The organism is Altererythrobacter sp., assembly GCF_050299635.1.
Taxonomy (GTDB): Bacteria; Pseudomonadota; Alphaproteobacteria; order Sphingomonadales; family Sphingomonadaceae; genus Erythrobacter.
Map to the genome: position 1 here is coordinate 48017 of NZ_JBNKWF010000003.1, position 20683 is coordinate 68699.

General features: G+C 61.8%; 21 protein-coding genes and 1 tRNA gene. 11 read left to right on the forward strand and 11 right to left on the reverse strand.

From position 1 onward, the window contains the following. Positions 1 to 58 precede the first annotated feature (58 nt). From ACQY6C_RS02030 to ACQY6C_RS02040, 3 genes are all read left to right on the forward strand, one after another. A complete protein-coding gene (locus tag ACQY6C_RS02030; RefSeq protein WP_427964080.1) occupies positions 59 to 595 on the forward strand; it encodes an adenine phosphoribosyltransferase in 537 nt (178 codons plus the stop codon). 103 nt (positions 596 to 698) lie between these two features. After that, the gene (locus ACQY6C_RS02035) at positions 699 to 2564 is read left to right on the forward strand and encodes a cation:proton antiporter (RefSeq protein ID WP_427964328.1); all 1866 of its coding nucleotides are present in this window, start codon (positions 699 to 701) and stop codon (positions 2562 to 2564) included. Positions 2565 to 2581: 17 nt separating this feature from the next. After that, positions 2582 to 3133, forward strand: coding sequence for an OmpA family protein (locus ACQY6C_RS02040; RefSeq protein ID WP_427964082.1), 552 nt, complete (start codon positions 2582 to 2584; stop codon positions 3131 to 3133). Here the strand turns inward: ACQY6C_RS02040 and ACQY6C_RS02045 are convergent. From ACQY6C_RS02045 to cysD, 4 genes are read right to left on the reverse strand one after another with little or no spacing between them, the layout of a single operon-like run. Further along, complete coding sequence (locus tag ACQY6C_RS02045; RefSeq protein WP_427964331.1) at positions 3125 to 3862, reverse strand: 3'(2'),5'-bisphosphate nucleotidase CysQ; 738 nt, start codon at positions 3860 to 3862, stop codon at positions 3125 to 3127. The two genes, ACQY6C_RS02040 and ACQY6C_RS02045, sit on opposite strands and share 9 nt — an antisense overlap. Before the next feature lie 2 nt (positions 3863 to 3864). Continuing rightward, positions 3865 to 4089, reverse strand: coding sequence for a DUF2061 domain-containing protein (locus tag ACQY6C_RS02050; protein WP_427964084.1), 225 nt, complete (start codon positions 4087 to 4089; stop codon positions 3865 to 3867). A gap of 19 nt (positions 4090 to 4108) precedes the next feature. Next, positions 4109 to 6037: a sulfate adenylyltransferase subunit CysN gene (gene cysN, locus ACQY6C_RS02055; protein ID WP_427964085.1), complete on the reverse strand. Its 1929-nt coding sequence runs from the start codon at positions 6035 to 6037 to the stop codon at positions 4109 to 4111. Next, entirely contained in the window at positions 6037 to 6963 is a 927-nt protein-coding gene (gene cysD, locus ACQY6C_RS02060) for a sulfate adenylyltransferase subunit CysD (RefSeq protein ID WP_427964087.1), read from the reverse strand. Before cysD ends, cysN begins: the two co-directional genes overlap by 1 nt. Before the next feature lie 70 nt (positions 6964 to 7033). Here cysD and ACQY6C_RS02065 point away from each other — a divergent pair, with 70 nt between their 5' ends. Both ACQY6C_RS02065 and ACQY6C_RS02070 read left to right on the forward strand, forming a co-directional pair. Continuing rightward, positions 7034 to 8128, forward strand: a complete 1095-nt coding sequence (locus tag ACQY6C_RS02065) for a helix-turn-helix transcriptional regulator (protein ID WP_427964089.1) — start codon at positions 7034 to 7036, stop codon at positions 8126 to 8128. A 76-nt stretch (positions 8129 to 8204) separates the two neighbouring features. Then, a tRNA-Gly gene (locus tag ACQY6C_RS02070) sits at positions 8205 to 8278 on the forward strand. 299 nt (positions 8279 to 8577) lie between these two features. Here ACQY6C_RS02070 and ACQY6C_RS02075 read toward each other — a convergent pair. Together ACQY6C_RS02075 and panC are read right to left on the reverse strand one after the other, a co-directional pair. Beyond that, positions 8578 to 9330 (reverse strand): helix-turn-helix transcriptional regulator, encoded by a 753-nt coding sequence (locus ACQY6C_RS02075; protein WP_427964091.1) that lies wholly within the window; start codon positions 9328 to 9330, stop codon positions 8578 to 8580. An 85-nt stretch (positions 9331 to 9415) separates the two neighbouring features. Further along, the gene (panC, locus tag ACQY6C_RS02080) at positions 9416 to 10270 is read right to left on the reverse strand and encodes a pantoate--beta-alanine ligase (protein ID WP_427964093.1); all 855 of its coding nucleotides are present in this window, start codon (positions 10268 to 10270) and stop codon (positions 9416 to 9418) included. A gap of 82 nt (positions 10271 to 10352) precedes the next feature. On the opposite strand from panC, the gene ACQY6C_RS02085 reads away from it, so the two are divergent. The 6 genes from ACQY6C_RS02085 to ACQY6C_RS02110 all read left to right on the forward strand — a co-directional run bounded on the left by ACQY6C_RS02085 (position 10353) and on the right by ACQY6C_RS02110 (position 17115). Next, positions 10353 to 11162, forward strand: coding sequence for a division plane positioning ATPase MipZ (locus tag ACQY6C_RS02085; RefSeq protein ID WP_427964095.1), 810 nt, complete (start codon positions 10353 to 10355; stop codon positions 11160 to 11162). Positions 11163 to 11185: 23 nt separating this feature from the next. Then, positions 11186 to 11473 (forward strand): molecular chaperone DnaJ, encoded by a 288-nt coding sequence (locus ACQY6C_RS02090; RefSeq protein WP_427964096.1) that lies wholly within the window; start codon positions 11186 to 11188, stop codon positions 11471 to 11473. A gap of 90 nt (positions 11474 to 11563) precedes the next feature. After that, positions 11564 to 12967: a phosphoglucomutase/phosphomannomutase PgmG gene (gene pgmG / locus ACQY6C_RS02095; protein WP_427964098.1), complete on the forward strand. Its 1404-nt coding sequence runs from the start codon at positions 11564 to 11566 to the stop codon at positions 12965 to 12967. 29 nt (positions 12968 to 12996) lie between these two features. Continuing rightward, entirely contained in the window at positions 12997 to 13770 is a 774-nt protein-coding gene (locus ACQY6C_RS02100) for a DUF2059 domain-containing protein (RefSeq protein ID WP_427964099.1), read from the forward strand. Positions 13771 to 13802: 32 nt separating this feature from the next. Continuing rightward, positions 13803 to 14621 carry an arylamine N-acetyltransferase family protein gene (locus ACQY6C_RS02105; RefSeq protein ID WP_427964101.1) on the forward strand — a complete coding sequence of 273 codons (819 nt, stop codon included), beginning with the start codon at positions 13803 to 13805 and terminating at the stop codon, positions 14619 to 14621. A 43-nt stretch (positions 14622 to 14664) separates the two neighbouring features. After that, complete coding sequence (locus tag ACQY6C_RS02110; RefSeq protein ID WP_427964102.1) at positions 14665 to 17115, forward strand: ligase-associated DNA damage response DEXH box helicase; 2451 nt, start codon at positions 14665 to 14667, stop codon at positions 17113 to 17115. A gap of 47 nt (positions 17116 to 17162) precedes the next feature. Here the strand turns inward: ACQY6C_RS02110 and ACQY6C_RS02115 are convergent, their stop codons facing one another. From ACQY6C_RS02115 to ACQY6C_RS02135, 5 genes are all read right to left on the reverse strand, one after another. Next, entirely contained in the window at positions 17163 to 17561 is a 399-nt protein-coding gene (locus ACQY6C_RS02115) for an ExbD/TolR family protein (protein WP_427964104.1), read from the reverse strand. 295 nt (positions 17562 to 17856) lie between these two features. Continuing rightward, positions 17857 to 18300, reverse strand: a complete 444-nt coding sequence (locus ACQY6C_RS02120) for an ExbD/TolR family protein (RefSeq protein WP_427964106.1) — start codon at positions 18298 to 18300, stop codon at positions 17857 to 17859. A gap of 32 nt (positions 18301 to 18332) precedes the next feature. Continuing rightward, entirely contained in the window at positions 18333 to 18863 is a 531-nt protein-coding gene (locus tag ACQY6C_RS02125; RefSeq protein ID WP_427964107.1) for an ExbD/TolR family protein, read from the reverse strand. A 74-nt stretch (positions 18864 to 18937) separates the two neighbouring features. Next, the gene (locus ACQY6C_RS02130; protein WP_427964109.1) at positions 18938 to 19702 is read right to left on the reverse strand and encodes a MotA/TolQ/ExbB proton channel family protein; all 765 of its coding nucleotides are present in this window, start codon (positions 19700 to 19702) and stop codon (positions 18938 to 18940) included. Between the two features lie 67 nt (positions 19703 to 19769). After that, positions 19770 to 20423: an energy transducer TonB gene (locus tag ACQY6C_RS02135; protein WP_427964111.1), complete on the reverse strand. Its 654-nt coding sequence runs from the start codon at positions 20421 to 20423 to the stop codon at positions 19770 to 19772. Between the last annotated feature and the right edge of the window lie 260 nt (positions 20424 to 20683).

Consider the following 20683-nt stretch of genomic DNA (forward strand, 5'->3'; position numbering starts at 1 on the left):
GTGCAACGCCCCTCCATCCACGTGATGCGAGGGGCGTTTTGCTTTTGGGAAAAGAGATATGACGCCTGAAGAACTTCGCTCCCTGATCCGTACCGTTCCCGATTTTCCGCAGCCGGGCATCCAGTTCCGCGACATCACCACGTTGATCGGCCATCCTCAGGGCTTTGCGGCATCTGTGCGTCATCTGGCGGATGCGGCCCGTTCGGTAGGGGCAGAGGCAATCGCGGGGATGGAAGCGCGCGGGTTCATATTCGGGGCGGCGGTCGCTTGCGAACTCGACCTCGGCTTCGTTCCGGTGCGCAAGCCGGGCAAGCTGCCGGTTCCTTCGATCGGGGTGGACTACGCGTTGGAATATGGTTCGGACCGGCTGGAGATCGACCCAGGGGCGGTAGCGAGTGGCGAGAGAGTGGTGATCGTGGATGATCTCATCGCCACCGGTGGCACGGCGCTGGCAGCGGCAGAATTGCTGCGGCGGGCAGGGGCGAGCGTGGATTATGCGCTGTTCGTGATCGACCTGCCGGATCTGGGCGGCGCGCAGAAATTGCGCAATGCCGGGGTCAACGTCCGCACGCTGATCGCCTTCGAAGGCGATTGATCGGGGCATTTCGGCCGGCCGCGAGGGAAAGAATCCCCTTGAGGAGCATTGCCTTGAATGAACGGAGAGGCGAGACTGCCCCGCAGATGTTGACCGGCAAATGATGGAATCGCAGGCTCTTGTAATCGCCGTGATCGGCGTGCTGGGGATCGGTGCGCAATGGCTGGCCTGGCGCACCGGATGGCCGGCGATCGTGTTGATGCTGACTGCCGGGTTCCTGGCGGGCCCGATCACCGGCTTCATCCATCCGGAACAGGCGTTTGGCGATTTGCTTGAACCGATGATCGGTATCGGCGTGGCGCTTATCCTGTTCGAAGGGGGGCTGAGCCTCGACCTGCGCGAGCTCCGGCATTCGGGGGGCGCGGTGATCAGGCTCGCGACGATCGGCGTGCTGGTTGGCTGGGCGCTCGGCTCGCTCGCCGGGTTCTACATAGCGGGGCTCGTCTGGCCGGTCGCGGTGCTGTTCGGCGGCATTCTGATTGTGACCGGGCCCACGGTTGTCATGCCGCTGCTGCGCCAGGCGAATATCGAGCCGCGGCCCGCTTCGATCCTCAAGTGGGAAGGCATCGTCAACGATCCGACCGGCGCGCTCTGCGCGGTGATCGCCTATGAATATTTCCGCAAGATTGCCGAAAGTCCTGGCGCATCGCTGGTTGACGTGGTTCCACCGCTGATCTTTGCAGCGATCCTTTCCGGGTTGATCGGATATGCCGCCGCGAGCGCGATCGCCTATCTCTTCCCGCGCGGCGCGGTGCCGGAGTTTCTCAAGGTCCCCGTGCTGTTCACCGTGGTGGTCGGCGTGTTCGTGATGAGCAACCAGATCGAGCATGAAGCCGGGCTCGTCGCGGTAACGGTCATGGGCGTTGCGCTGGCCAACATGAACGTATCGAGTATTCGCTCGATCCACCCGTTCAAGGAGAATGTCGCGGTGCTGCTGGTATCGGGCATTTTCATTCTCTTGTCGGCCTCATTGCAATGGGAAGAGCTGACCTATCTCCAGACCAGCTGGCGGCCTGCCGCATTCCTGCTGGCGCTGCTGTTCGTCGTCCGCCCGGTTACCGTGCTTGTCAGCCTGCTAGGCAGTTCTGTGCCTTGGAACGAACGCCTGTTTATCGCGTGGATTGCGCCGCGCGGGATCGTGCTGGTTGCAATTTCGGGCCTGTTCGCGCTGCGCATCGGGGACCTGGGGATCGAAGGCGGGCAGTTGCTCACCGGACTGGGCTTTGCCGTGGTCGTAACCACGGTGATAGCACATGGCTTCACAGTCGATCTGGCGGCACGCATATTCGGCATCAAGGGCACTTCGCGCCCCGGTCTTCTGATCGTCGGCTCCACGCCCTGGACGATCGCTCTGGCCAAGGAAATGTCCACGCTCAGGGCGCCGGTCTTGATCGTCGATCCGAGCTGGCAGAGGCTCGCTCCCGCCCGCCGTGAGGGCCTGCCGTTCTATCACGGGGAAATCCTCAACGAAGCGACCGAACACAATCTCGACCTCTCGCCGTTCCAGGTGCTGGTCGCGGCCACTGATAACGAGGCCTACAACACGCTCGTCTGCAATGAGTTCGCTCACGAGGTCGGGCGCGATCAGGTCTTCCAGCTTGGCGAAAGCGTCGAAGAAGGTGACCGCCATGCCTTGCCACCGTCGCTACGCGGCAGGGCTCTGTTCGAATCCGGCTTTGGCGTATCCGACGTCAATGAACGCCAGCAGCAGGGCTGGGTGTTCCGCAAGACCAGGCTATCCGACGAGTTTACTTTCGAGGATGCGCAGAAGAAGTTGCCCGAGAGCGCGCAATTGCTGTTGCTCGTGCGCGCGAGCGGAAGATTGCGCTTCTTTACCCATGCGGCCCGGCCCGAACCACGGTCGGGAGATACGGTAATCAGCTTTTCCCCGCCTCAGCACAGGGCAGCGGCAGAGCCGGGCGCTCGCCGTACGGGCAAGGGCACCGCGCCGGGTGTGGAACCGGCATAGAGAGGAAGGACTCAAAGATGAGCCGCAGACATTGGATCATACTCGGCACGGCAGCACTGCTTGCCGCATGCGGAGATCGCCAGCCGGAAGCACCGGCCGAACCGGCCGCGACGCCGTCGTCAGACCCCTCGACGCCGCCCGTTTCGATCATTCGTGCCGAAGTCGAGGAAGAGGCGGTGCCGCCCCTGCCGATCGAGCCGCTCGCCGTGAAGGTTGGCTTCCCCGATGGAGGGGCCGAACTGAGCGATGCGGCGATGGAAGCGCTGGGCGAAGTGGTCGATTCCCGCCAGTTCAAGGAAGGCGGCGTGATCACGATTTCGGGCCATAGCGATGCGGCCGGCAGCGACGCTGTGAATATGCGGGCATCGCTGGCGCGGGCGGAAGCGGTGAGGGACTGGCTGGTCGAGCATGGCGCCGATGTAGAACGTATGACCGTGATCGGCTTTGGAGAGCAGAACCCTGTCGAGCCCAATGCCCTGCCCGACGGCTCGCCCAACGAGGCAGGCCGTGCCGCCAACCGCCGCGTCGAAGTGCTGATTGCGCCGCCCGAAGGCGATGCTTCAAGCTAGCTCACGCACCAGCTCCAGCACCTTGTCTGCCCATTCCGGGCGGCAGATCAGCAGGTCGGGCAAATAGGTATCCTGCTGGTTATAGACCAGCGGCGAGCCGTCGATTCGCGAACAATGGAGGCCATGCGCCTTGGCCACGGCCACCGGTGCGCAGCTGTCCCATTCGTACTGACCGCCAGAATGGAGGTAGATTTCTGCATCGCCCGTTACCACGGCCATCGCCTTGGCCCCGGCGCTGCCCATGGGAACCAGCTCGCCGCCAAGCCTTTCGGCCACGGCCACAGCTTCCTTTGCCGGGCGAGTGCGGCTGACCAGCAGGCGCGGAGTAGCGGCGGCTTCAGGCAAATCGCGCGGCTGGTCGGAACGCAGCACCGTGCCTCCGTCAAGGCCCGGCAGCGCCACAGCGCCCAGCGTCGCCACGCCGTCGATCGCAAGCCCGACATGCACCGCCCAATCGCTGCGCTCCTCGCCATATTCGCGCGTGCCGTCGACCGGATCGATAATCCAAACCCGGCTGTTGCCCAGCCGTCCGGCATCGTCCTTCTCCTCTTCGGAGAGCAACCCGTCATCGGGGCGCTGCTCGCGCAAAGCGTGGCAAAGGAACTGGTTCGCGGTCTGATCGCCTGCCTTGCCCAGCGGCTTGCCCTCGAACATGCCCGAAGCGCGCACCTCGAGCAGGATTCGTCCGGCATGGTGAGCCAGTTGGGCCGCGAGCTCGGTATCGGTCATCATTACTCCTTTGGAATGCCCCAGCCGACCGTGCTCCACGCCCTCTCGTGGAAGTAATAGAGCACCATCTTGGTCAGCACTTCGGTAGTGGCGATCGCACCTGCAGCCTTGACGTTGTTGGTGAAGAGCCAACTCAGCACGAAAGTGTCGAGGCTCCCCAATATGCGCCAGCTCGCCGCCTTGGCGAACGAACGCCTGTGCGCTTCGCGCCCCTTGAACAGGAACATCAGTTGTCGCCCCCTGCGATTACTTCAGCGGCATGATCTGCCGGATGATGTGCTCAGCGGCCTGTTCTACCGTCATTTCCACCGTGTTGACACGGATTTCGGCATTCTCCGGCTCTTCATAGGGGCTGTCGATCCCGGTGAAATTCTTGAGCTGCCCATCGCGTGCCTTCTTGTAGAGGCCTTTCACGTCGCGCTGCTCGGCCACTTCCAGCGGCGTATCGACGAAGATTTCGATGAACTCGCCTTCGGGTAGCATCTCGCGCACCATCCGCCGTTCGGCGCGGAAGGGGCTGATGAATGCGGTCAGCACGATCAGGCCCGCATCCGCCATCAGCTTGGCCACCTCACCGATCCGGCGGATATTCTCGATCCGGTCAGCCTCGGTAAAGCCCAAATCCTTGTTCAGCCCGTGGCGGATATTGTCGCCATCGAGCAGGAAGGTGTGGCGGTTCATCAAATTGAGTTGTTTCTCGACTTCATTGGCGATGGTCGACTTGCCCGATCCCGAAAGACCGGTGAACCACAGTACGCGCGGCGTCTGGTTCTTCATCGCCGCGTGGCTTTCGCGGCTGATGTCGGTCTGCTGCCAATGCACATTTTCCGCCCTGCGAAGGCTGAAATGAATCATCCCCGCGGCCACGGTGGCATTGGTGAATTTGTCGATCAGGATGAATCCACCGAGCTGGCGGCTCTTGGCATAGGGCTCGAACACGATCGGCTTGTCTGTGCGCAGCTCCGCGACGCCGATGGCGTTGAGTTCCAGCGTCTTGGCCGCGAGATGTTCGAAGGTGTTGACGTCAATCTCGTATTTCGGTTCCGCGACACTTGCGCTGACCAACTGCGATCCGAGCTTGAGCCAATAGCCGCGACCGGGCTTGAGCGGTTCGTCGCTCATCCATACCACGGTGACTTCGAACTGGTCGGAAGCCTGCGGCGGATCGTCGGCGGTGGCAATCACATCGCCGCGCGAGCAATCGATCTCGTCTTCCAGAGTCAGCGTGACCGACTGGCCGGCAACCGCTTCGTCGAGGTCGCCATCAAAGGTCGCGATCGATTTGACCGTGCTGTTCTTGCCTGCTGGCACGACGCGGATCTTGTCGCCCGGCTTGACCGTCCCGTCGGAGATCAGTCCGGTGAAACCGCGAAAATCGAGATTGGGCCGGTTGACCCATTGCACCGGCATGCGGAAGGCGCGCTCTTGCGCAGCGGTGTTGGCCAGTTCAACGTTCTCGAGGTGGTCGATCAGGCTTGTCCCGGCGTAATTGGGTCCGCCATACCAGGGCGTATTTTCCGAAGGCGCAGCAGTGATGTTGTCGCCCTTGAAGCCCGAAATGGGGATCGCGGTGAACCCATCGATGCCGATCTCTTCGGCAAAGGCGCGATAGTCCGCAACGATCTTGTCGAAGACCGCCTGGTCGTAATCGACCAGATCCATCTTGTTCACTGCCAGCACCAGATGCTTGATGCCTATCAGATGCGCCAGGTAGCTGTGCCGCCGCGTCTGTACCAGCACGCCCTTGCGCGCATCGACCAGGATCACGGCGAGGTCGGCGGTGGAGGCACCGGTCACCATGTTGCGGGTGTATTGTTCGTGGCCCGGCGTATCGGCAACGATGAACTTGCGCTTCTCGGTCGCGAAAAAGCGATAGGCGACATCGATGGTGATGCCCTGTTCGCGCTCGGCCGCGAGCCCGTCGACCAGCAGCGCAAAGTCGATTTCCTGCCCCTGCGTGCCGACCTTCTTGCTGTCGCTCTCGAGCGCGGCGAGCTGGTCTTCGAAGATCATCTTAGAATCGTAAAGCAGGCGCCCGATCAGCGTGCTCTTGCCGTCATCCACGCTGCCGCAGGTGATGAAGCGCAGCAGCTGCTTGTTCTGATGCTGCTCGAGATAGGCTCCGATATCCTCGGAAATGAGGGCGTCCGCCTGATATGCCTTATGCTCGGTCATCAGAAATACCCCTCCTGCTTCTTCTTCTCCATGCCGGCGCCGCCCTCATCCTTGTCGATGACGCGGCCCTGGCGTTCGCTGGTGGCGGTGAGCAGGGTTTCCTGCACCACGTCGGCGAGTGTTTTTGCAGTGCTTTCGACCGCGCCGGTCAATGGCCAGCAGCCCAGCGTGCGGAAGCGCACCGAGCGGTTGGTGATTTCGGGCTTCCTGCCCAGCACCTTTTCCAGCCGTTCGGGATCGTCGGCCATGAACAGCTGGCCTTCCCATTCGTAGGTCGGGCGCTCTTCGGCGAAATAGAGTGGCACGATCTCGATGTTCTCGCGCATGATATATTGCCAGATATCCAGCTCGGTCCAGTTGCTGAGCGGGAACACACGAATGCTTTCGCCCTTGGCTTTTCTGGCGTTGTAGAGGTTCCACAACTCGGGGCGTTGGTTCTTCGGGTCCCAGCCGTGGCTCGCGGTACGGAAGGAGAAGACGCGCTCCTTCGCGCGGCTCTTTTCCTCGTCGCGGCGCGCGCCGCCGAATGCCGCGTCAAAACCAAAGTGGTCGAGCGCATCCTTGAGGCCCTGCGTCTTCCACATGTCTGTGTGGAGCGGCCCATGGTCGAACGGGTTGATCCCGCGTTCCTGCGCTTCCTCATTGTGCCAGACGAGCAATTCCATGCCGATCTCGCGCGCCATCTTCTCGCGCAGGTCGTACATCGCCTTGAACTTCCAGGTGGTGTCGACATGCAGCAGCGGGAAGGGCGGCGGCGCAGGGTGGAACGCCTTGCGGGCCAGATGCAGCATCACCGCACTGTCCTTGCCGATCGAATAGAGCATGACCGGCTTTTCAGCCTCGGCCACCACTTCACGCATGATGTGGATGCTTTCGGCTTCGAGCCGGTCGAGATGGGTCAAATTATGCATCTGTTGTGCCGCCATTTTTATCGAACGGGCGGCTCACTGGCATAATCGCCTTGCTCGCGCAGTTCCCAAATGGGATATAGCGCCTATGGCCATCACGATTCTCGCCGGGCAGGACCTTGTTGCCGCGCTGCATCGCGGGACGCTCGGCTCGCCTCCGTGGGAAGAGTTCCTCGATGGATTGCGTCGCCGCACCGGCGCGGATTTCGCCGGGATCCTGTTGTCGCGCGGGCAGGAACAGCCGGAAATCATCGCGCTGGAGGCAGAGCAGGGCCCGGCTCGCTTCCTGGCGCGAGACCAGGTTGATGAGCTCATCGGGGTCGGTCCTTCACGCCGTTCGGCGCTAAGGGCCAAGCGGGTCTATTCTTCTGCCGAACTGACCGGAGGGGGGCAGTCGGACTTCCTCCAGCATTTCATGACGGAGCGCGACCTGACCCAGCTGCGCATCATGCGAATCGCCGATCCAGGCGGCAGCCAGATGTGGGCCATGATCGGCCGCAGGCGCGGCGATTTCACCGGAGCGGACGCATCACTGCTCGGCAGTCTCGCAGATCATTTCGAAATAGCGCTGGGAACCTGGGCTGCGCTGGAGCGCGAGCGGATGCGGGCCGGGATCACGGCCGATGCGATGCGGCGGCTCAATTTCGGCTGGCTGATTCTCGATCCGCAAGGGCGAATCGCGGATCTGAGCGATGAGGCGGAGGTGATGTTGCAAGGAGGCGGTGCGCTGCAGCGCGCGCCCGATGGCAGGCTGCGGCCTGTCTCGCGCGAGGCGCAGGCCGGACTGCGGCGGTTTCTCGAACATGCCAATAGGGGCGAGCAGCTTTCGCGTGCGGTGCATCTCTCGGACGAGCCCTGGCTCGACATGCTGCTGACAACCTCGCCCGGCGCGATGCGCGAACGGGCGCATGGCACGATCATCGTCGCATTCGTCCATGGCGAGCAGCCGGGCAGCGAAGAGCGCAGCGTCCAGTTGGCCGAATTGTTCGGCCTCACCGCGCAGGAATCGCGACTGGCGCTGCTGATAAGCCGCGGCGTCAAGATTGCAGAAGCGGCGCAGACCTTGGGCATCACCGTCGAAACCGCGCGGCTCTATTCCAAGCGGATTTACGCCAAGACGGGGACGCGCGGGCAGGCCGATCTGGTGCGGCTGATCCTCGCGAGCATCGTAGCGCTCAGCTGAATGGTCACGCGGGATATTGACGAGACCCGCCTCGCCGTGGCAATTGCGCGCGCCTGTTGCCGATCGGCATGAGCGGGCGGGTATAGCATAGTGGTAATGCTCTAGCCTTCCAAGCTAGCTAGAGGGGTTCGATTCCCCTTACCCGCTCCAGCCGACCTTGCGGCGATCTGCGTCACTGGGAGGCCTTCGAAGGCCGTATCGCGTGATAGATTCTTTCGCCAAATTGTCAGCGCATGGCTTGTTCGCCGAACAATTCGGCGCCAGAGTTGATCTGGATCAAGGGCTCGTTCTGGCAAGCTAACTGTGTAGCGAGAAAGCAAAAAACCGGACGCGCCAGATTTCTGGCTACGCCCGGTTGAACCCGAAGGACTCTAGCAGTCCGTCTGGCATGGCCTTTAACATTCTTGTAACATTATTGCTTGTCCCTCAATTGAGGGTCGCTTCCGAATTCAGGTTTTCCAACGCACCCGATGCGCTGCTTGCTTGCTGTGCTTTCCGGTAGCGATCAGCCCCAACGCAACCGCGCGAACGGCAGCGGCCGTTCGGTCTGACACGCCAAGTTTCGCGAAGATTCGCTTCACATAGCTATCGACCGAATTCTTGGTGATGCCCAGGATGTCGGCAATAACCGCGTTGCTCTTGCCCTCTCCGATCCACCGGATCACGTCGAGTTCCCGCTGCGACAAATCGGGCGGCTGTTCGTAATGCGAACCGGCAATCTCGCAATAACGCTGGAAGCAAAGCTGTGCTGCGACCTGAACCTTTCGAACCAGAGCATCGTCGAGATCCGGGTTCTTCGGCCGCGCGACGCCGACAAAGCCGGCACGGGCGTAAGGCCCGGTGCAATGGACTGCAACGCCTTCGCCCAACTGTTCCAGGAAGGCTCTTTGCCGGTTATCCAGCTTGGTAAGGCGCGGCGCGTCCGAAAAGCGGAAGGCATTGGTTCGATTGAGCGCGATATCGGGGAGCGGATCGGTCTTCCAACCGGCCTTCTTGTACAAGGCTTCGAGTTCGCGCGGGAAACCGATATTCCACACAACACGTCCGATCCGGCGGTCGGCGACAACCGGAGCGAGAAAGTAAAGCGCGTCGAACTCTATCGCATCGAGGATTGAATGGATCGCCCTGCGAAATGGGACCCACCTGCTCGCACGTGATGCTTCGTCGAGCGCTTCCCAATATTTTTCATGCGTTGCAGTCATAGTAATCCGCCAGCGCATTTCTGTGTAATTACAACACTATATTTACGGCCATTTGAAGGCAAGTCGAGGGCCGAAGCATGCTGGATCACGTTACTGCCATATTGTCGATCAAACGCGTTCCGCCAATCCGGGCCGCAACCAGCAGCCGGGCTGGCCCCGAGCTGCGCGTATCGAGCCGTTCCAGGCTGCTGGCGTCTGCCAGTTCGGCATAGTCCACCCGGTCGAAACCGGCGCCCAGCAACTCGTCTTCCAGCGCGGCGAGCGTGCGTGTCACGTTCTGTCCGTCCTCGATCCGGGCGATGGCTTCCTGCATGGCGCGCGGCAAGGTCGCGGCGCGTTCGCGATCTTCGGGCGTAAGGTAGCGGTTTCGGCTCGACATCGCGAGCCCATCGGCCTCGCGCACAGTCGGCACGCCGACGATGGCATCGGCGTGGGGAAAGGTGAGGTCGAGATCCCGCGCCATCGTGCGGATCACCGCCAGTTGCTGATAGTCTTTCTCACCAAAGAATGCCTTGTCGGGCTGCACCTGATTGAACAGTTTGCAGACAACGGTTGCGACCCCATCGAAATGGCCGGGCCGGTCTGCACCGCAGAAACCCTCGCTCACCTTGCTGACCGAGATGCTGGTGGCGAAGCCCTTCGGATACATTTCCTCCACCGTTGGGGCCCAAAGCAGTGAGACACCCTCGGATTCGAGCATGGCGGAGTCTTCCGCCAGTTGGCGTGGGTAAGCGTCCAGATCTTCGTTCGGGCCGAATTGCGTAGGATTGACGAAGATCGATGCAACCACATGATCACAGGCACTTTTTGCATCGCGCATCAGCGTCAAATGCCCTTCGTGGAGTGCACCCATCGTGGGAACCAGTGCGATGGTGCCCCCTTCGTTGCGCAACGCGCCTAACGATCTTCTCAACATCTTGAGCGTGCTGGCAGTTTGCACGGATTTGGCCCCTTGGATATGTTCGGCACCATTCCTAGCCCGCACGAAGCGGGTCGCACAAGCCGATCGAAAGAGCTTCATAGTGTCCGACATTCGCCCGCATCGAATTGTGTTCGCCAACGAGAAGGGCGGCACTGGCAAATCGACCACAGCCGTGCATGTGGCGGTGGCGCTTGCCTATCGCGGTGCGCGCGTGGCGGCGATCGATCTCGACCCGCGCCAGCGCACCTTTGCGCGCTATCTGGAAAACCGTGCAGAGACGGCGGAACGGCGCAGGATCGACCTGCCGACTGCCAGTTTTGCGGTCTATCAGGGCGACGTTGGCGGGATGGAAGAGCTTGTGGGTGAGCTCGGCAAGGGCTGCGACTTCGTGGTATTCGACACGCCGGGGCGCGATGACGAACTGGCCCGCCATGCCGCCACCGAGGCCGATACGCTGGTTACGCCAATGAATGACAGTTTCGTCGACTTCGACCTGATCGGCCAGGTCGAAGGCGAAACTTTCAAGGTCAAGCGGCTGAGCTTCTATGCCGAACTGATCTGGGAAGCGCGGATCAAGCGCAGCCGCGCAACGATCGAACAGCAGCGACGCGAAATGGACTGGGTGGTGGTGCGCAACCGCACCGGCCATGTCGAGGCGCGCAATATGGCGCGCATCGAGCAGGCGCTGAGCGAGCTTTCCAAGCGCGTCGGTTTCCGAGTGGCGCAGGGGCTTAGCGAGCGCGTGATCTATCGCGAGCTGTTTCCTTCAGGTCTGACCTTGCTCGACAAGGGGCATCTGGGCGAACTCGGCACCAGCCACCTGGTCGCGCGGCAGGAGCTTCGCCAACTGGTTCAGGCGCTCAAGCTTCCCGACTTCATGCGGAAAGAACCGCAACTGGAGCTTGCTTGAGCAATGATACGGCTGCCTGAATCATGATCAGACTGATTGTCATTGCCGCGCTGGTGTGTTTCGCCGTCAAGACGATCTTTGGCCGCTGGCCATGGGAATATCTGAACCCTCAATCCACGCGCAGCCAGGCTCTGTTCCGCGCACGCAAGCTGTTGGGCGTGCGCGCCGATGCCGGCCATGGCGAGATTGTCGATGCACATAAGCGCTTGATTGCACTGGTTCATCCCGATCGCGGCGGCACCAATGACCAGGTTCATGAAGCCAATGCCGCGCGCGATCTGCTGCTTGACGAACTGCCCGACCGCAACTGAAACAATTTGCCTTCACACAGTGCTTCAACACCGCCTAAAGCGGTGCGACACGACGCGTAGTAGAGCGAGACAAGAGGCAGACCTCCCGAAATGAACCACCAGTTTCACGAAACCGTCCTGCGTGAATATGACATTCGCGGCATCATTGGCGAAACGCTTGGGCCGGACGATGCGCGCGCGATCGGGCGCGGCTTTGCCACCTTGCTGCGTCAGGCAGGCGGCAGCAAGGTCGCGGTTGGATATGATGGCAGGGTCAGCTCGCCCATGCTCGAACATGCGCTGATCGAAGGGCTCACCGCCAGCGGTTGTGACGTGGTGCGGGTGGGCATGGGCCCCACGCCGATGCTTTATTATGCGGAAGCCTCAAGCGAAGAGGTGCATGGCGGCATTCAGATAACTGGCAGCCACAATCCCGCCAATTATAATGGCTTCAAGATGGTATTTCAGGGGCGCCCTTTCTTCGGCTCCGATATCCAGAAGCTGGGCCGGATCGCTGCTGCTGGCGAATGGGCCGACGGAACGGGCGAGGTCGAATCGCGCGATATCCTGGACGAATATGTCGACCGGCTCCTGCGCGGTCTCGACGGGATCGATGCCGATGCCCTGTCCGGTCTGCGCGTTGGCTGGGATGCGGGGAACGGTGCCGCCGGCCCCGCGCTCGAGAAGCTTGCCGCTCGCCTTCCCGGCGAACATCACCTGCTGTTTACCGAAGTAGATGGCGAGTTTCCCAATCATCATCCCGATCCAACCGTTGAAGCCAATCTGGAAGATCTGCGCGCACTCGTCGCGGCAAAGCAGCTCGATTTCGGAGTGGCTTTTGACGGCGATGGCGACCGGATCGGTGCGATCGACGGTGAAGGCCGCGTGATCTGGGGCGACCAGCTGCTGATGATCTATGCCGAAGATCTGCTCAAGACCCGCGAAAATGCGACGATCATCGCCGATGTGAAGGCATCGCGCGCACTGTTCGATCATGTCGCGGCCTGCGGCGGCACGCCCCTGATGTGGAAGACGGGCCACTCGCTTATTAAGTCCAAAATGAAGGAAGTTTCCTCTCCGCTGGCTGGCGAGATGAGCGGTCACGTCTTCTTCGCCGACACCTATTACGGTTTCGACGATGCGCTTTATGCCGGTGTGCGGCTGATCGCGGCATCGGCCAGGCTGGGCAAATCGGTGACCGAGCTGCGCAGTGCCATGCCGCAAATGCTCAATACGCCGGAAATGCGCTTCCAGGTCGATGAGAGCCGCAAGTTCGCCGCGATCGATGAGGTCAAGGCGCGGCTGGCTGGCAGTCCGGCAGAGGTCAACGACACCGATGGCGTGCGCGTCACCAATGATGACGGCTGGTGGCTGCTGCGCGCCTCCAACACGCAGGATGTGCTGGTCGCGCGCGCCGAGAGCGACAGCGAGGAAGGGCTTCAGCGGCTGATCGCGCAGATCGACGGGCAGCTCGAGGCGTCGGGCCTCGAACGCGGCGAAAGCGTGGGCCATTGAAACCGAATTTCCTGAAGGAGGATACCTGCATGATCCGCAAGACAATCTTTTCTCTCGGCGTAGGCCTGGCTTTACTGGCACAGCCGGTGGCGGCGCAATCGGACCAATCCGGTGCCCAAGCTGCTGCCGCGATGCAGGAATTGTTCAAGGCCGATCCGCTGACCGGCGAACAGGAAGCGCGCCTGCCTGCCGCCAAGGCCGTTGTCGGCAAGATCTTCCCTGCCGGCACCTATATGAAGATGATGAACGACACGATGCGCCCTGTGATGGATAGCGTCATGGGCCAGGTTTCGCAGATGCCGCCCAAGTCGCTCATCGCCATGGCCGGGCTCCCCCAGGAAAAGGTCGACTCGCTCGGCGATGGTACGCTGTCCGAGCTTATGCAGATCATGGATCCAGCCTATGGGCAGCGACAGAAAATCGCGTCAGGCGTGATGATCGATTGGATGACGCGGCTGATGGATCAGATGGAGCCGAGCGTGAGGGCGGGCCTTACGCGCGCCTATGCAGTGCGCTTCTCCCAGTCCGAACTGTCCGATCTCAACGCCTATTTTGCGACCCCGACAGGCAGCAAATACGCCAGCGAATCTATGCTGATCATGACCGATCGGCAGGTGCTGGCCGCGATGGGAGAGATGATGCCCGCCATGATGGAGATGATGCCTGAAATGGCAAAGGCGATGCAGGAACGCATGGCCGAACTTCCGCCGCCGCGCGAGACGAAGGACTTGAGCGATGAGGAAAGGGCGCGCATTTCCGAATTGCTCGGGATTTCGCCTGACCGTCTCGGCGCTGATGACTAGGGCACCAGATCCGGTCGGGCGGGACGAGCCGCTTGAGTAACCTCGCTGCCTATTGCGCGCGGATTGGCTGGGAACCGCCGGCGCATTTCGATGCAGAGGCGCTGGCAGCGATGCAGCTCGCCCACCGCACGGCGATCCCGTTCGAGAATCTCGATATCCCACTCGGGCGCGGCATTGCGATCGACAGCGAAAGTGTGTTCGGCAAGCTCGTCACGGCGCGGCGCGGCGGATATTGCTTCGAACAGAACCGGCTCTATTCCGACATGCTCTCGCAGCTGGGCATCGCCCACAGGTCGCTGCTGGCGCGGGTGCGTTTCGGGCCGCCCGATCCGGTGCCGCCCCGCACGCATATGCTGCTGCTGGTGGAACTTGGGGGAGAGGCATGGATCGCCGATGCGGGCTTTGGCGGTTCCTATGCTCCGCCGCTGCTGCTGGCCGACGGCGCCAGATCCGCTTCGCCCGATGGCATGCTGCACCGCTTGCGGCAGCAGGCAGGCGGGCTCGAAGGCGAATGGTTGCTTGAACGCGCTGCGCCGGGCGCAGGCGATGACGGGTGGCAGAAGCAGTACACATTCGATCTGGCGGAAGTCGCACAGGAAGATCTGGAGCAGGCCAATCACTGGACTTCTACTCGCCCCGATACGCGCTTCACCACTCTCCATATCGCCAGCATCGCGCTGGTGGACGGGTTTGCCGCTTTGACCGATCAGCAACTGAACGTGACGCGCGGGATGGAGACCGAGACAAGCGAACTGCTCGACGCGGCGAGCTGGCGGCAGGCCTTGGCCGAGATCCTCACGATCGAGCTCAGCGAAACTGAGGTAGCGCGCCTGCCACTCTTCGCGGGCTGATTCCTCCCGCGCCTTTTGCCAAATGATCGGTTAGGGTCGGCCGATGCAGCGCGCCGCGATTCCCGCCGAGATTGCAGCCTGGTTTGATGGGCGCGGCTGGCGCGTGCGGCGGCACCAGGCGGAAATGCTCGAGGCGGCGATTAGCGGCAAGCACGCGCTGCTGGTGGCCGATACCGGTGCGGGCAAGACGCTGGCGGGCTTCCTTCCCACGCTGGCCGATTTCGCGCCATCCACGCTCGAAGGCAGCGAACCGCATGATGGGCTGCACACGCTCTATGTCTCGCCTCTGAAGGCGCTGGCGCATGACGTGCAACGTAATCTTCTGGCCCCGATCGGGGAGATCGGCCTGCCAATCCGGGTCGAAACGCGCAGCGGCGATACGCCGTCCGACCGCAAGAAGCGCCAACGCGCCCGCCCGCCGCATGTGCTGCTGACCACGCCCGAGAGTCTCTCGCTGCTGCTATCCTATCCCGACAGTTTCGAACTGTTCCGAGGGTTGAAACGCGTGGTGGTGGACGAGGTGCATGCCTTTGCCACCGGCAAACGCGGCGATCTGCTGGCGCTCAGCCTCGCGCGGTTGCAAGCGATTGCACCGGATATGCAGCGCGTGGCGCTTTCGGCCACCCTTGCCGATCCAGAAGGTTTCAAAGCGTGGCTGGCACCCTGGGGTGATCTGGATTCGGTGGAGCTGGTCGAAGGCGAAAAGGGGGCCGCGCCCGAAGTCGAAATCCTGCTGCCTGAAGAAGAACGCGTCCCCTGGGGCGGCCATGCCGGACGCTGGGCAATCCCGCAGCTCTACGAAGAAATCCGCCGCAACAAGACCACGCTGATCTTCACCAACACGCGTTTCCTGGCCGAATACATCTTCCAGATGCTGTGGGATGTGAATGACGACAATCTGCCCATCGGTATCCATCACGGCTCGCTGGCAAAGGAAGCGCGGCGCAAGGTCGAAGGGGCGATGGCACGCGGCGAATTGCGCGCGCTGGTGTGCACGGCCAGCCTCGATCTCGGAGTCGACTGGGGCGACATCGATTGCGTGGTGCAGATGGGTGCGCCCAAGGGCTCCAGCCGCCTGTTGCAGCGGATCGGGCGTGCCAACCACCGGCTCGACATGCCGAGCCGGGCGATCCTGGTGCCCGGCAATCGCTTTGAGTTCCTCGAAGCGACGGCAGCGAAGGATGCGGTCGATGACGGGCAGCGCGATGGAGAGGACTTCCGCCCCGGCGGGCTCGACGTGCTGGCGCAGCACGTCATGGCCTGCGCCTGCGCCGGCCCATTCCGTGAGGACGAGCTGCTGGCCGAGGTTCGAAGTTCGCTCGCCTATGCCTGGGTCGAGCAGGAGGATTGGCAGCGCGTGCTCGGATTTGTCGCCGATGGCGGATACGCCTTGCGTGCCTATGACAAGTTCAAGCGGATCACGCGCGACAAGCATGGCGTGTGGCGGCTGACCCATCCCGAACACGCCCAGCGTCACCGGATGAACGCCGGGATCATCGTCGATAGCGAAATGCTCACCGTGCGCTTCCGTAACGGGCGCAACCTTGGCAAGGTCGAGGAGCGCTTTGCGGCGACGTTAAGCCCCGGCGATACCTTCTTCTTCGCCGGGCTGAGCCTGGAAGTCGAACAGCTCAAGGATATGGACGTGGTGGTGCGCGCGGCGAAGAAGAGCGCCACCATTCCCAGCTATGGCGGGCAGCGCCTGCCGATCAGCACACATCTGTCAGGCCGGGTGCGTGAAATGCTGGTCGATCGCGCCGGCTGGGGGCGCTTCCCCGACGATGTGCGCGAATGGCTGGAAGTGCAGGATTGGCGCAGCGAGTTGCCGGGGCCGGGAATGTTGCTGGTCGAGAGCTTCCCGCATCACCGCAAGCACTATACCGCTTACTATACGTTTGAAGGCTGGAACGCGAACCAGAGCCTGGGGATGCTGATTACGCGGCGGATGGAGGATCGCGGCCTGCAACCGGGCGGCTTCGTCGCCAATGACTATTCGCTCGCGGTCTGGGGATTGAAACCGGTCAAGGATCCGGCACCGCTCCTTTCACCGGATATTCTGGCGCATGAATTCGTCGAATGGGTGCAGGATTCCTACCTGCTCAAACGCGCCTTTCGCGAAGTGGCGGTGATCAGCGGGCTGGTCGAGCGGCAGCATCCGGGCAAACGCAAGACCGGCAAGCAAGTCACCTTCTCGACCGATTTGATCTACGACGTGCTGCGCAAATACGAGCCCGACCATGTGCTGCTTGAAGCAGCCTGGGCCGATGCCCGCGCGCGGATGACCGATGTTGGGCGGCTTGCAGACCTGTTGGAGCGATCGGAACGAGAACTGGTCCATGTCGAACTCGACCGGGTCAGCCCGCTGGCGGTGCCGGTGATGACGATGATCGGGCGCGAGGCTGTGCCGCAGGGCGCGGTCGATGAGGAACTGCTGCTCGAGGCTGAGACGCTGGCGGCTGAGGCCATGCGGGTGGATGCGCTGGCGGAGGAGTAGTTCGAGCCGGAAGGGTGGGGGGATGTCCCTTCCGGCCCGATCACCGGTTAGCGCTCAAATTCCCGATATTTGTAATTCCCGGCGAAGGCGAAGTTCTTGATGCCCGAATCCTTGATCAAGGCGATGGTCCTGGCGCTCATGTCATAGCTGGCGAGCGCGTCTGGTTCGAAACGGACGACGGGATCGTCTGGCAGTTTGGCTGCGCTGGCGAGCTGGTTGAGCAGTTCCTGCCGCCCGATGGCCTGACCGTTCCAGAACAGGTGGTCCTGCGCATCGATCGACACGGTGTTGGTGTCGCGGAATTCGTAGGTTCCCCGTGCGGTCGGCAGCGGAATGTCGAGCGAGTGGGTGGCGATCGGCACCACCATGATCAGCATGATGATGAGCACCAGCAGCACGTCGATGAAGGGGGTGACGTTCATGTCCGACATTGGACGCGAGGCCACTTTGGGGCGGAACGGGCTATAGCGTCTTGCAACATATGCCATCGTCAATCTCCCGAAGAGCGAGCGCGAATGTTGGGATGATATAGCATCACATAGACTGTGGCAAGGTGCGTATCGTGAACTGCCTGGAACCGGGTTGGGGACGGTCCCGGCAAGAAGGGCATAGCGTGAAGGGCCTGATGGGAAGGCCTCGGGGCAAGGGATTGGTGGGCGAAAACTGGTATTGTGGCCCAGCCAACGAAAAAGGGGCGGATCGCTCCGCCCCTTCTCGATGTTTTCAGCTTCGTCCCGGTTGCTATTGCGAGCCGGACGCTCCGAAGACGCGATACTTCTCGTTGCCGACGAAACCGAACTTGGTCACGCCCGATGCCTTGATGATATTAAGCACCTTGGCCGAAAGGTCGTAGCTCGCGAGTGCTTCAGGTTCGAACTGCAGCTCGGGTTCCGGGTTCATCTGGGTCGATTCCTGCAGCAGCGTCACAAGCTGCCCCTGGTTGATCGGCTCTGCGTTCCACAGGATCTGGTTGTCCTGGGTCAGCACGAGCTTGTTCTTGACCGGATCGAGAACCACGTCGAGCGGGGTGTCCGAAGGCGCTGGAAGATCGATATCGACCGAGTGCGTCGCAACGGGAATGGTGATGATGAACATGATGAGGAGCACGAGCAGGACGTCGATCAACGGCGTCATGTTCATTTCCATCATCGGCGAGCCATCATCCTTGCCGCCTGCCATTGCCATGGTGTGTTACTCCTGTATCTCTTGCGGCCGGATCAAGCGTTCGGATCCACCGGGTTCGAAATGAAGCCGACCGTAGGATAGCCAGCAGCCTGCACGTTGTAGATCGTGCCGGCGACGCAGCGCCACGGTGCATTCACGTCACCGCGAATGTGCACCTGCGGAATCATTTCCGGGTTTTCCATGATCGCTTCCGGCCCACCTGCGCGCTGCACGATCGCATCGAGCCGTTCGAAGGCCTGATCGTAGAGCTCTTCCGAGTTCACCGGAGTGATGTTGTTGAAGTAAACCCGGCATTCGCCCTGGCGCGATGCGCCTTCGAATCCCGGATCACCCGCACTGCGTCCAGCCGCATCGGTGGTGCTCACGGTCAGCAGCAGGTTTTCAACCTTGTCCTTCGATTCGGCCGATTCCATGATCGGAATCTGAAGCTTCTCGATCGTCTGGATCGCCACCGGAACCGCGATGAGGAAGATGATCAGAAGCACCAGCATCACGTCCACAAGTGGCGTGGTGTTGATGTCTGACATCGGGGTTTCGTCCCCGCCTCCCATCTGAATCGCCATTAGATCATCCTATCCGTAGTATGTGCCATTGGTCGGAATGGAGGGCGCCCGCGAGCGCCCTCCGATCGCGATAATCAGGCGGGCTTGGCGGGCGCAGCGGCCGGCTTGGCCGGTGCCTTGGCAGGCGCAGCCATGGTGGCCGGCTTAACCGAGCCATTCGAGCTGAGGTAAGCCAGGATGTCCGTCGAGAACGCGCCCAGCAGTTCGCCGATGCGGCGGTTGCGGCTCTGCAGCCAGTTGTAGGCAAGCACGGCAGGCACAGCCACGAGCAGGCCGATGGCGGTCATGATCAGTGCTTCACCAACCGGGCCCGCGACCTTGTCGATCGAAGCCGAACCGGCGAGGCCGATGTTGATCAGGGCGCGGTAGATACCGATAACCGTACCGAGCAGACCGACGAACGGAGCGGTTGCACCGACGGTAGCGAGGAACGGCAGGCCGCCGGCGAGGACCGAATTGATCGAATCCTGCGAACGCTGGAGCGAACCGTGCATCCAGTCATGCGCTTCCATCGAATCGGTCATCTTGCCGTGCTCGTCGTCAGCCTTGATGGCGTCGTCGACGATCTGGCGCCATGCGCTGTTCTTCTCGAGCTTGGTTGCGCCTTCCTTGAGCGAACCCGCACGCCAGAACTGGGTGCGAACTGCCTTGAGCTGGCGCAGGATCTTGTTCTGGGCGAGCAGCTTGGTGATCAGGATGTAGAACGAGCCGACCGACATAATGACCAGCACGGTCAGGATCGACCAGGCGATCGCGCCGCCCTGTTCCATGGCTTCCATGAAACCAAACTTGGTATCCGGGGCTGCTTCAGCTGCAGCAGAAAGAAGTTCGATAATCATTGCGAATAGTCCTCTTGAAAGTTTGTCCTAGCGAGGGTCCGGGCCCAGCCTCTCTCGGGCCCTTCCCTTAGTTCAACTGGTAGGTAATCCTGGTCGACCAGCTTCCCGAAACCGGGTTGCCGGCATCGTTCAGCGCAGGGTCGAAACGGGCGTAGCGTTGCATCCCCTTGCAGGCAGCATCATCGAGAATGCTCGAGCCGCTCGATGCGGTAACACTGCAGGAGCTGACGCGGCCGTCTGCACCGACCGTGACGCGAACGCCGACGGTACCCTGGATTTCCTCACGCAATGCGCGCGACGGATAGTTCTCCTGAATCCGGCGAGCCCAGCGCGACTGACCCTTGGGCGAAACCCCTCGCGCCTGGGAAGGCGCTGGTGGCGGAGCCGGTGGGGCCGGCGGCGGCACGATCAGCGCTGGTGGCGCTGGCGGCGGAATCGTCGGCTGTGTCTGGATCGGAGGTGGCGCCGGCGCGATATTAATCGGCGGTGGCGGAGCGACCGGGGGCGGCGGAGCGTCAGGCTCCGGCGGCGGCGGCTCATCCGGTTCTTCGGGTGGAGGCGGTTCATCAATATCGACGGTGGTTACGCGCTCAACAACTTTCTTGGCCGCCTCATAGGCAAGACCACTGATGAGCACGTAGCCGATCGCCACATGAATCAACGCCACGATGATCAGAGCAACAACGCGATTGCCGCTCATTTGTTGGTCAGCGTAGGCCATCCAGTCGCTTTCTCTCCATCTACTTCACTGGGGCAATGCCCAAACAACCGGGAAACGCAAACCGTAATTTGCGCGACCCGCAAACTTCAAGTCCTCCCTGACCGAGCGTTGGCAAGGTCGCCCGGATGGACCGCGGTCCTACACTTCGGCAGATCCGCAACCGGACCGGAGTTACACTTGCCCCCTCAACCCAGTCCTTCAGGCCGCTTTAACGAGCAAGCGGACCCCAAGCAATCGCTTTTCCGGTTAATTGGTGATTC

What these genes read in the sequence shown, in the direction of transcription:
- ACQY6C_RS02030 (WP_427964080.1), top strand. Translation starts at nt 59, where the DNA reads ATGACGCCTGAAGAACTTCGCTCCCTGATCCGTACCGTTCCCGATTTT.
- ACQY6C_RS02035 (WP_427964328.1), top strand. Translation starts at nt 699, where the DNA reads ATGGAATCGCAGGCTCTTGTAATCGCCGTGATCGGCGTGCTGGGGATC.
- ACQY6C_RS02040 (WP_427964082.1), top strand. Translation starts at nt 2,582, where the DNA reads ATGAGCCGCAGACATTGGATCATACTCGGCACGGCAGCACTGCTTGCC.
- ACQY6C_RS02045 (WP_427964331.1), bottom strand. Translation starts at nt 3,862, where the DNA reads ATGACCGATACCGAGCTCGCGGCCCAACTGGCTCACCATGCCGGACGA.
- ACQY6C_RS02050 (WP_427964084.1), bottom strand. Translation starts at nt 4,089, where the DNA reads ATGTTCCTGTTCAAGGGGCGCGAAGCGCACAGGCGTTCGTTCGCCAAG.
- cysN (WP_427964085.1), bottom strand. Translation starts at nt 6,037, where the DNA reads ATGACCGAGCATAAGGCATATCAGGCGGACGCCCTCATTTCCGAGGAT.
- cysD (WP_427964087.1), bottom strand. Translation starts at nt 6,963, where the DNA reads ATGGCGGCACAACAGATGCATAATTTGACCCATCTCGACCGGCTCGAA.
- ACQY6C_RS02065 (WP_427964089.1), top strand. Translation starts at nt 7,034, where the DNA reads ATGGCCATCACGATTCTCGCCGGGCAGGACCTTGTTGCCGCGCTGCAT.
- ACQY6C_RS02075 (WP_427964091.1), bottom strand. Translation starts at nt 9,330, where the DNA reads ATGACTGCAACGCATGAAAAATATTGGGAAGCGCTCGACGAAGCATCA.
- ACQY6C_RS02090 (WP_427964096.1), top strand. Translation starts at nt 11,186, where the DNA reads ATGATCAGACTGATTGTCATTGCCGCGCTGGTGTGTTTCGCCGTCAAG.
- pgmG (WP_427964098.1), top strand. Translation starts at nt 11,564, where the DNA reads ATGAACCACCAGTTTCACGAAACCGTCCTGCGTGAATATGACATTCGC.
- ACQY6C_RS02100 (WP_427964099.1), top strand. Translation starts at nt 12,997, where the DNA reads ATGATCCGCAAGACAATCTTTTCTCTCGGCGTAGGCCTGGCTTTACTG.
- ACQY6C_RS02110 (WP_427964102.1), top strand. Translation starts at nt 14,665, where the DNA reads ATGCAGCGCGCCGCGATTCCCGCCGAGATTGCAGCCTGGTTTGATGGG.
- ACQY6C_RS02120 (WP_427964106.1), bottom strand. Translation starts at nt 18,300, where the DNA reads ATGGCAATGGCAGGCGGCAAGGATGATGGCTCGCCGATGATGGAAATG.
- ACQY6C_RS02125 (WP_427964107.1), bottom strand. Translation starts at nt 18,863, where the DNA reads ATGGCGATTCAGATGGGAGGCGGGGACGAAACCCCGATGTCAGACATC.
- ACQY6C_RS02130 (WP_427964109.1), bottom strand. Translation starts at nt 19,702, where the DNA reads ATGATTATCGAACTTCTTTCTGCTGCAGCTGAAGCAGCCCCGGATACC.
- ACQY6C_RS02135 (WP_427964111.1), bottom strand. Translation starts at nt 20,423, where the DNA reads ATGGCCTACGCTGACCAACAAATGAGCGGCAATCGCGTTGTTGCTCTG.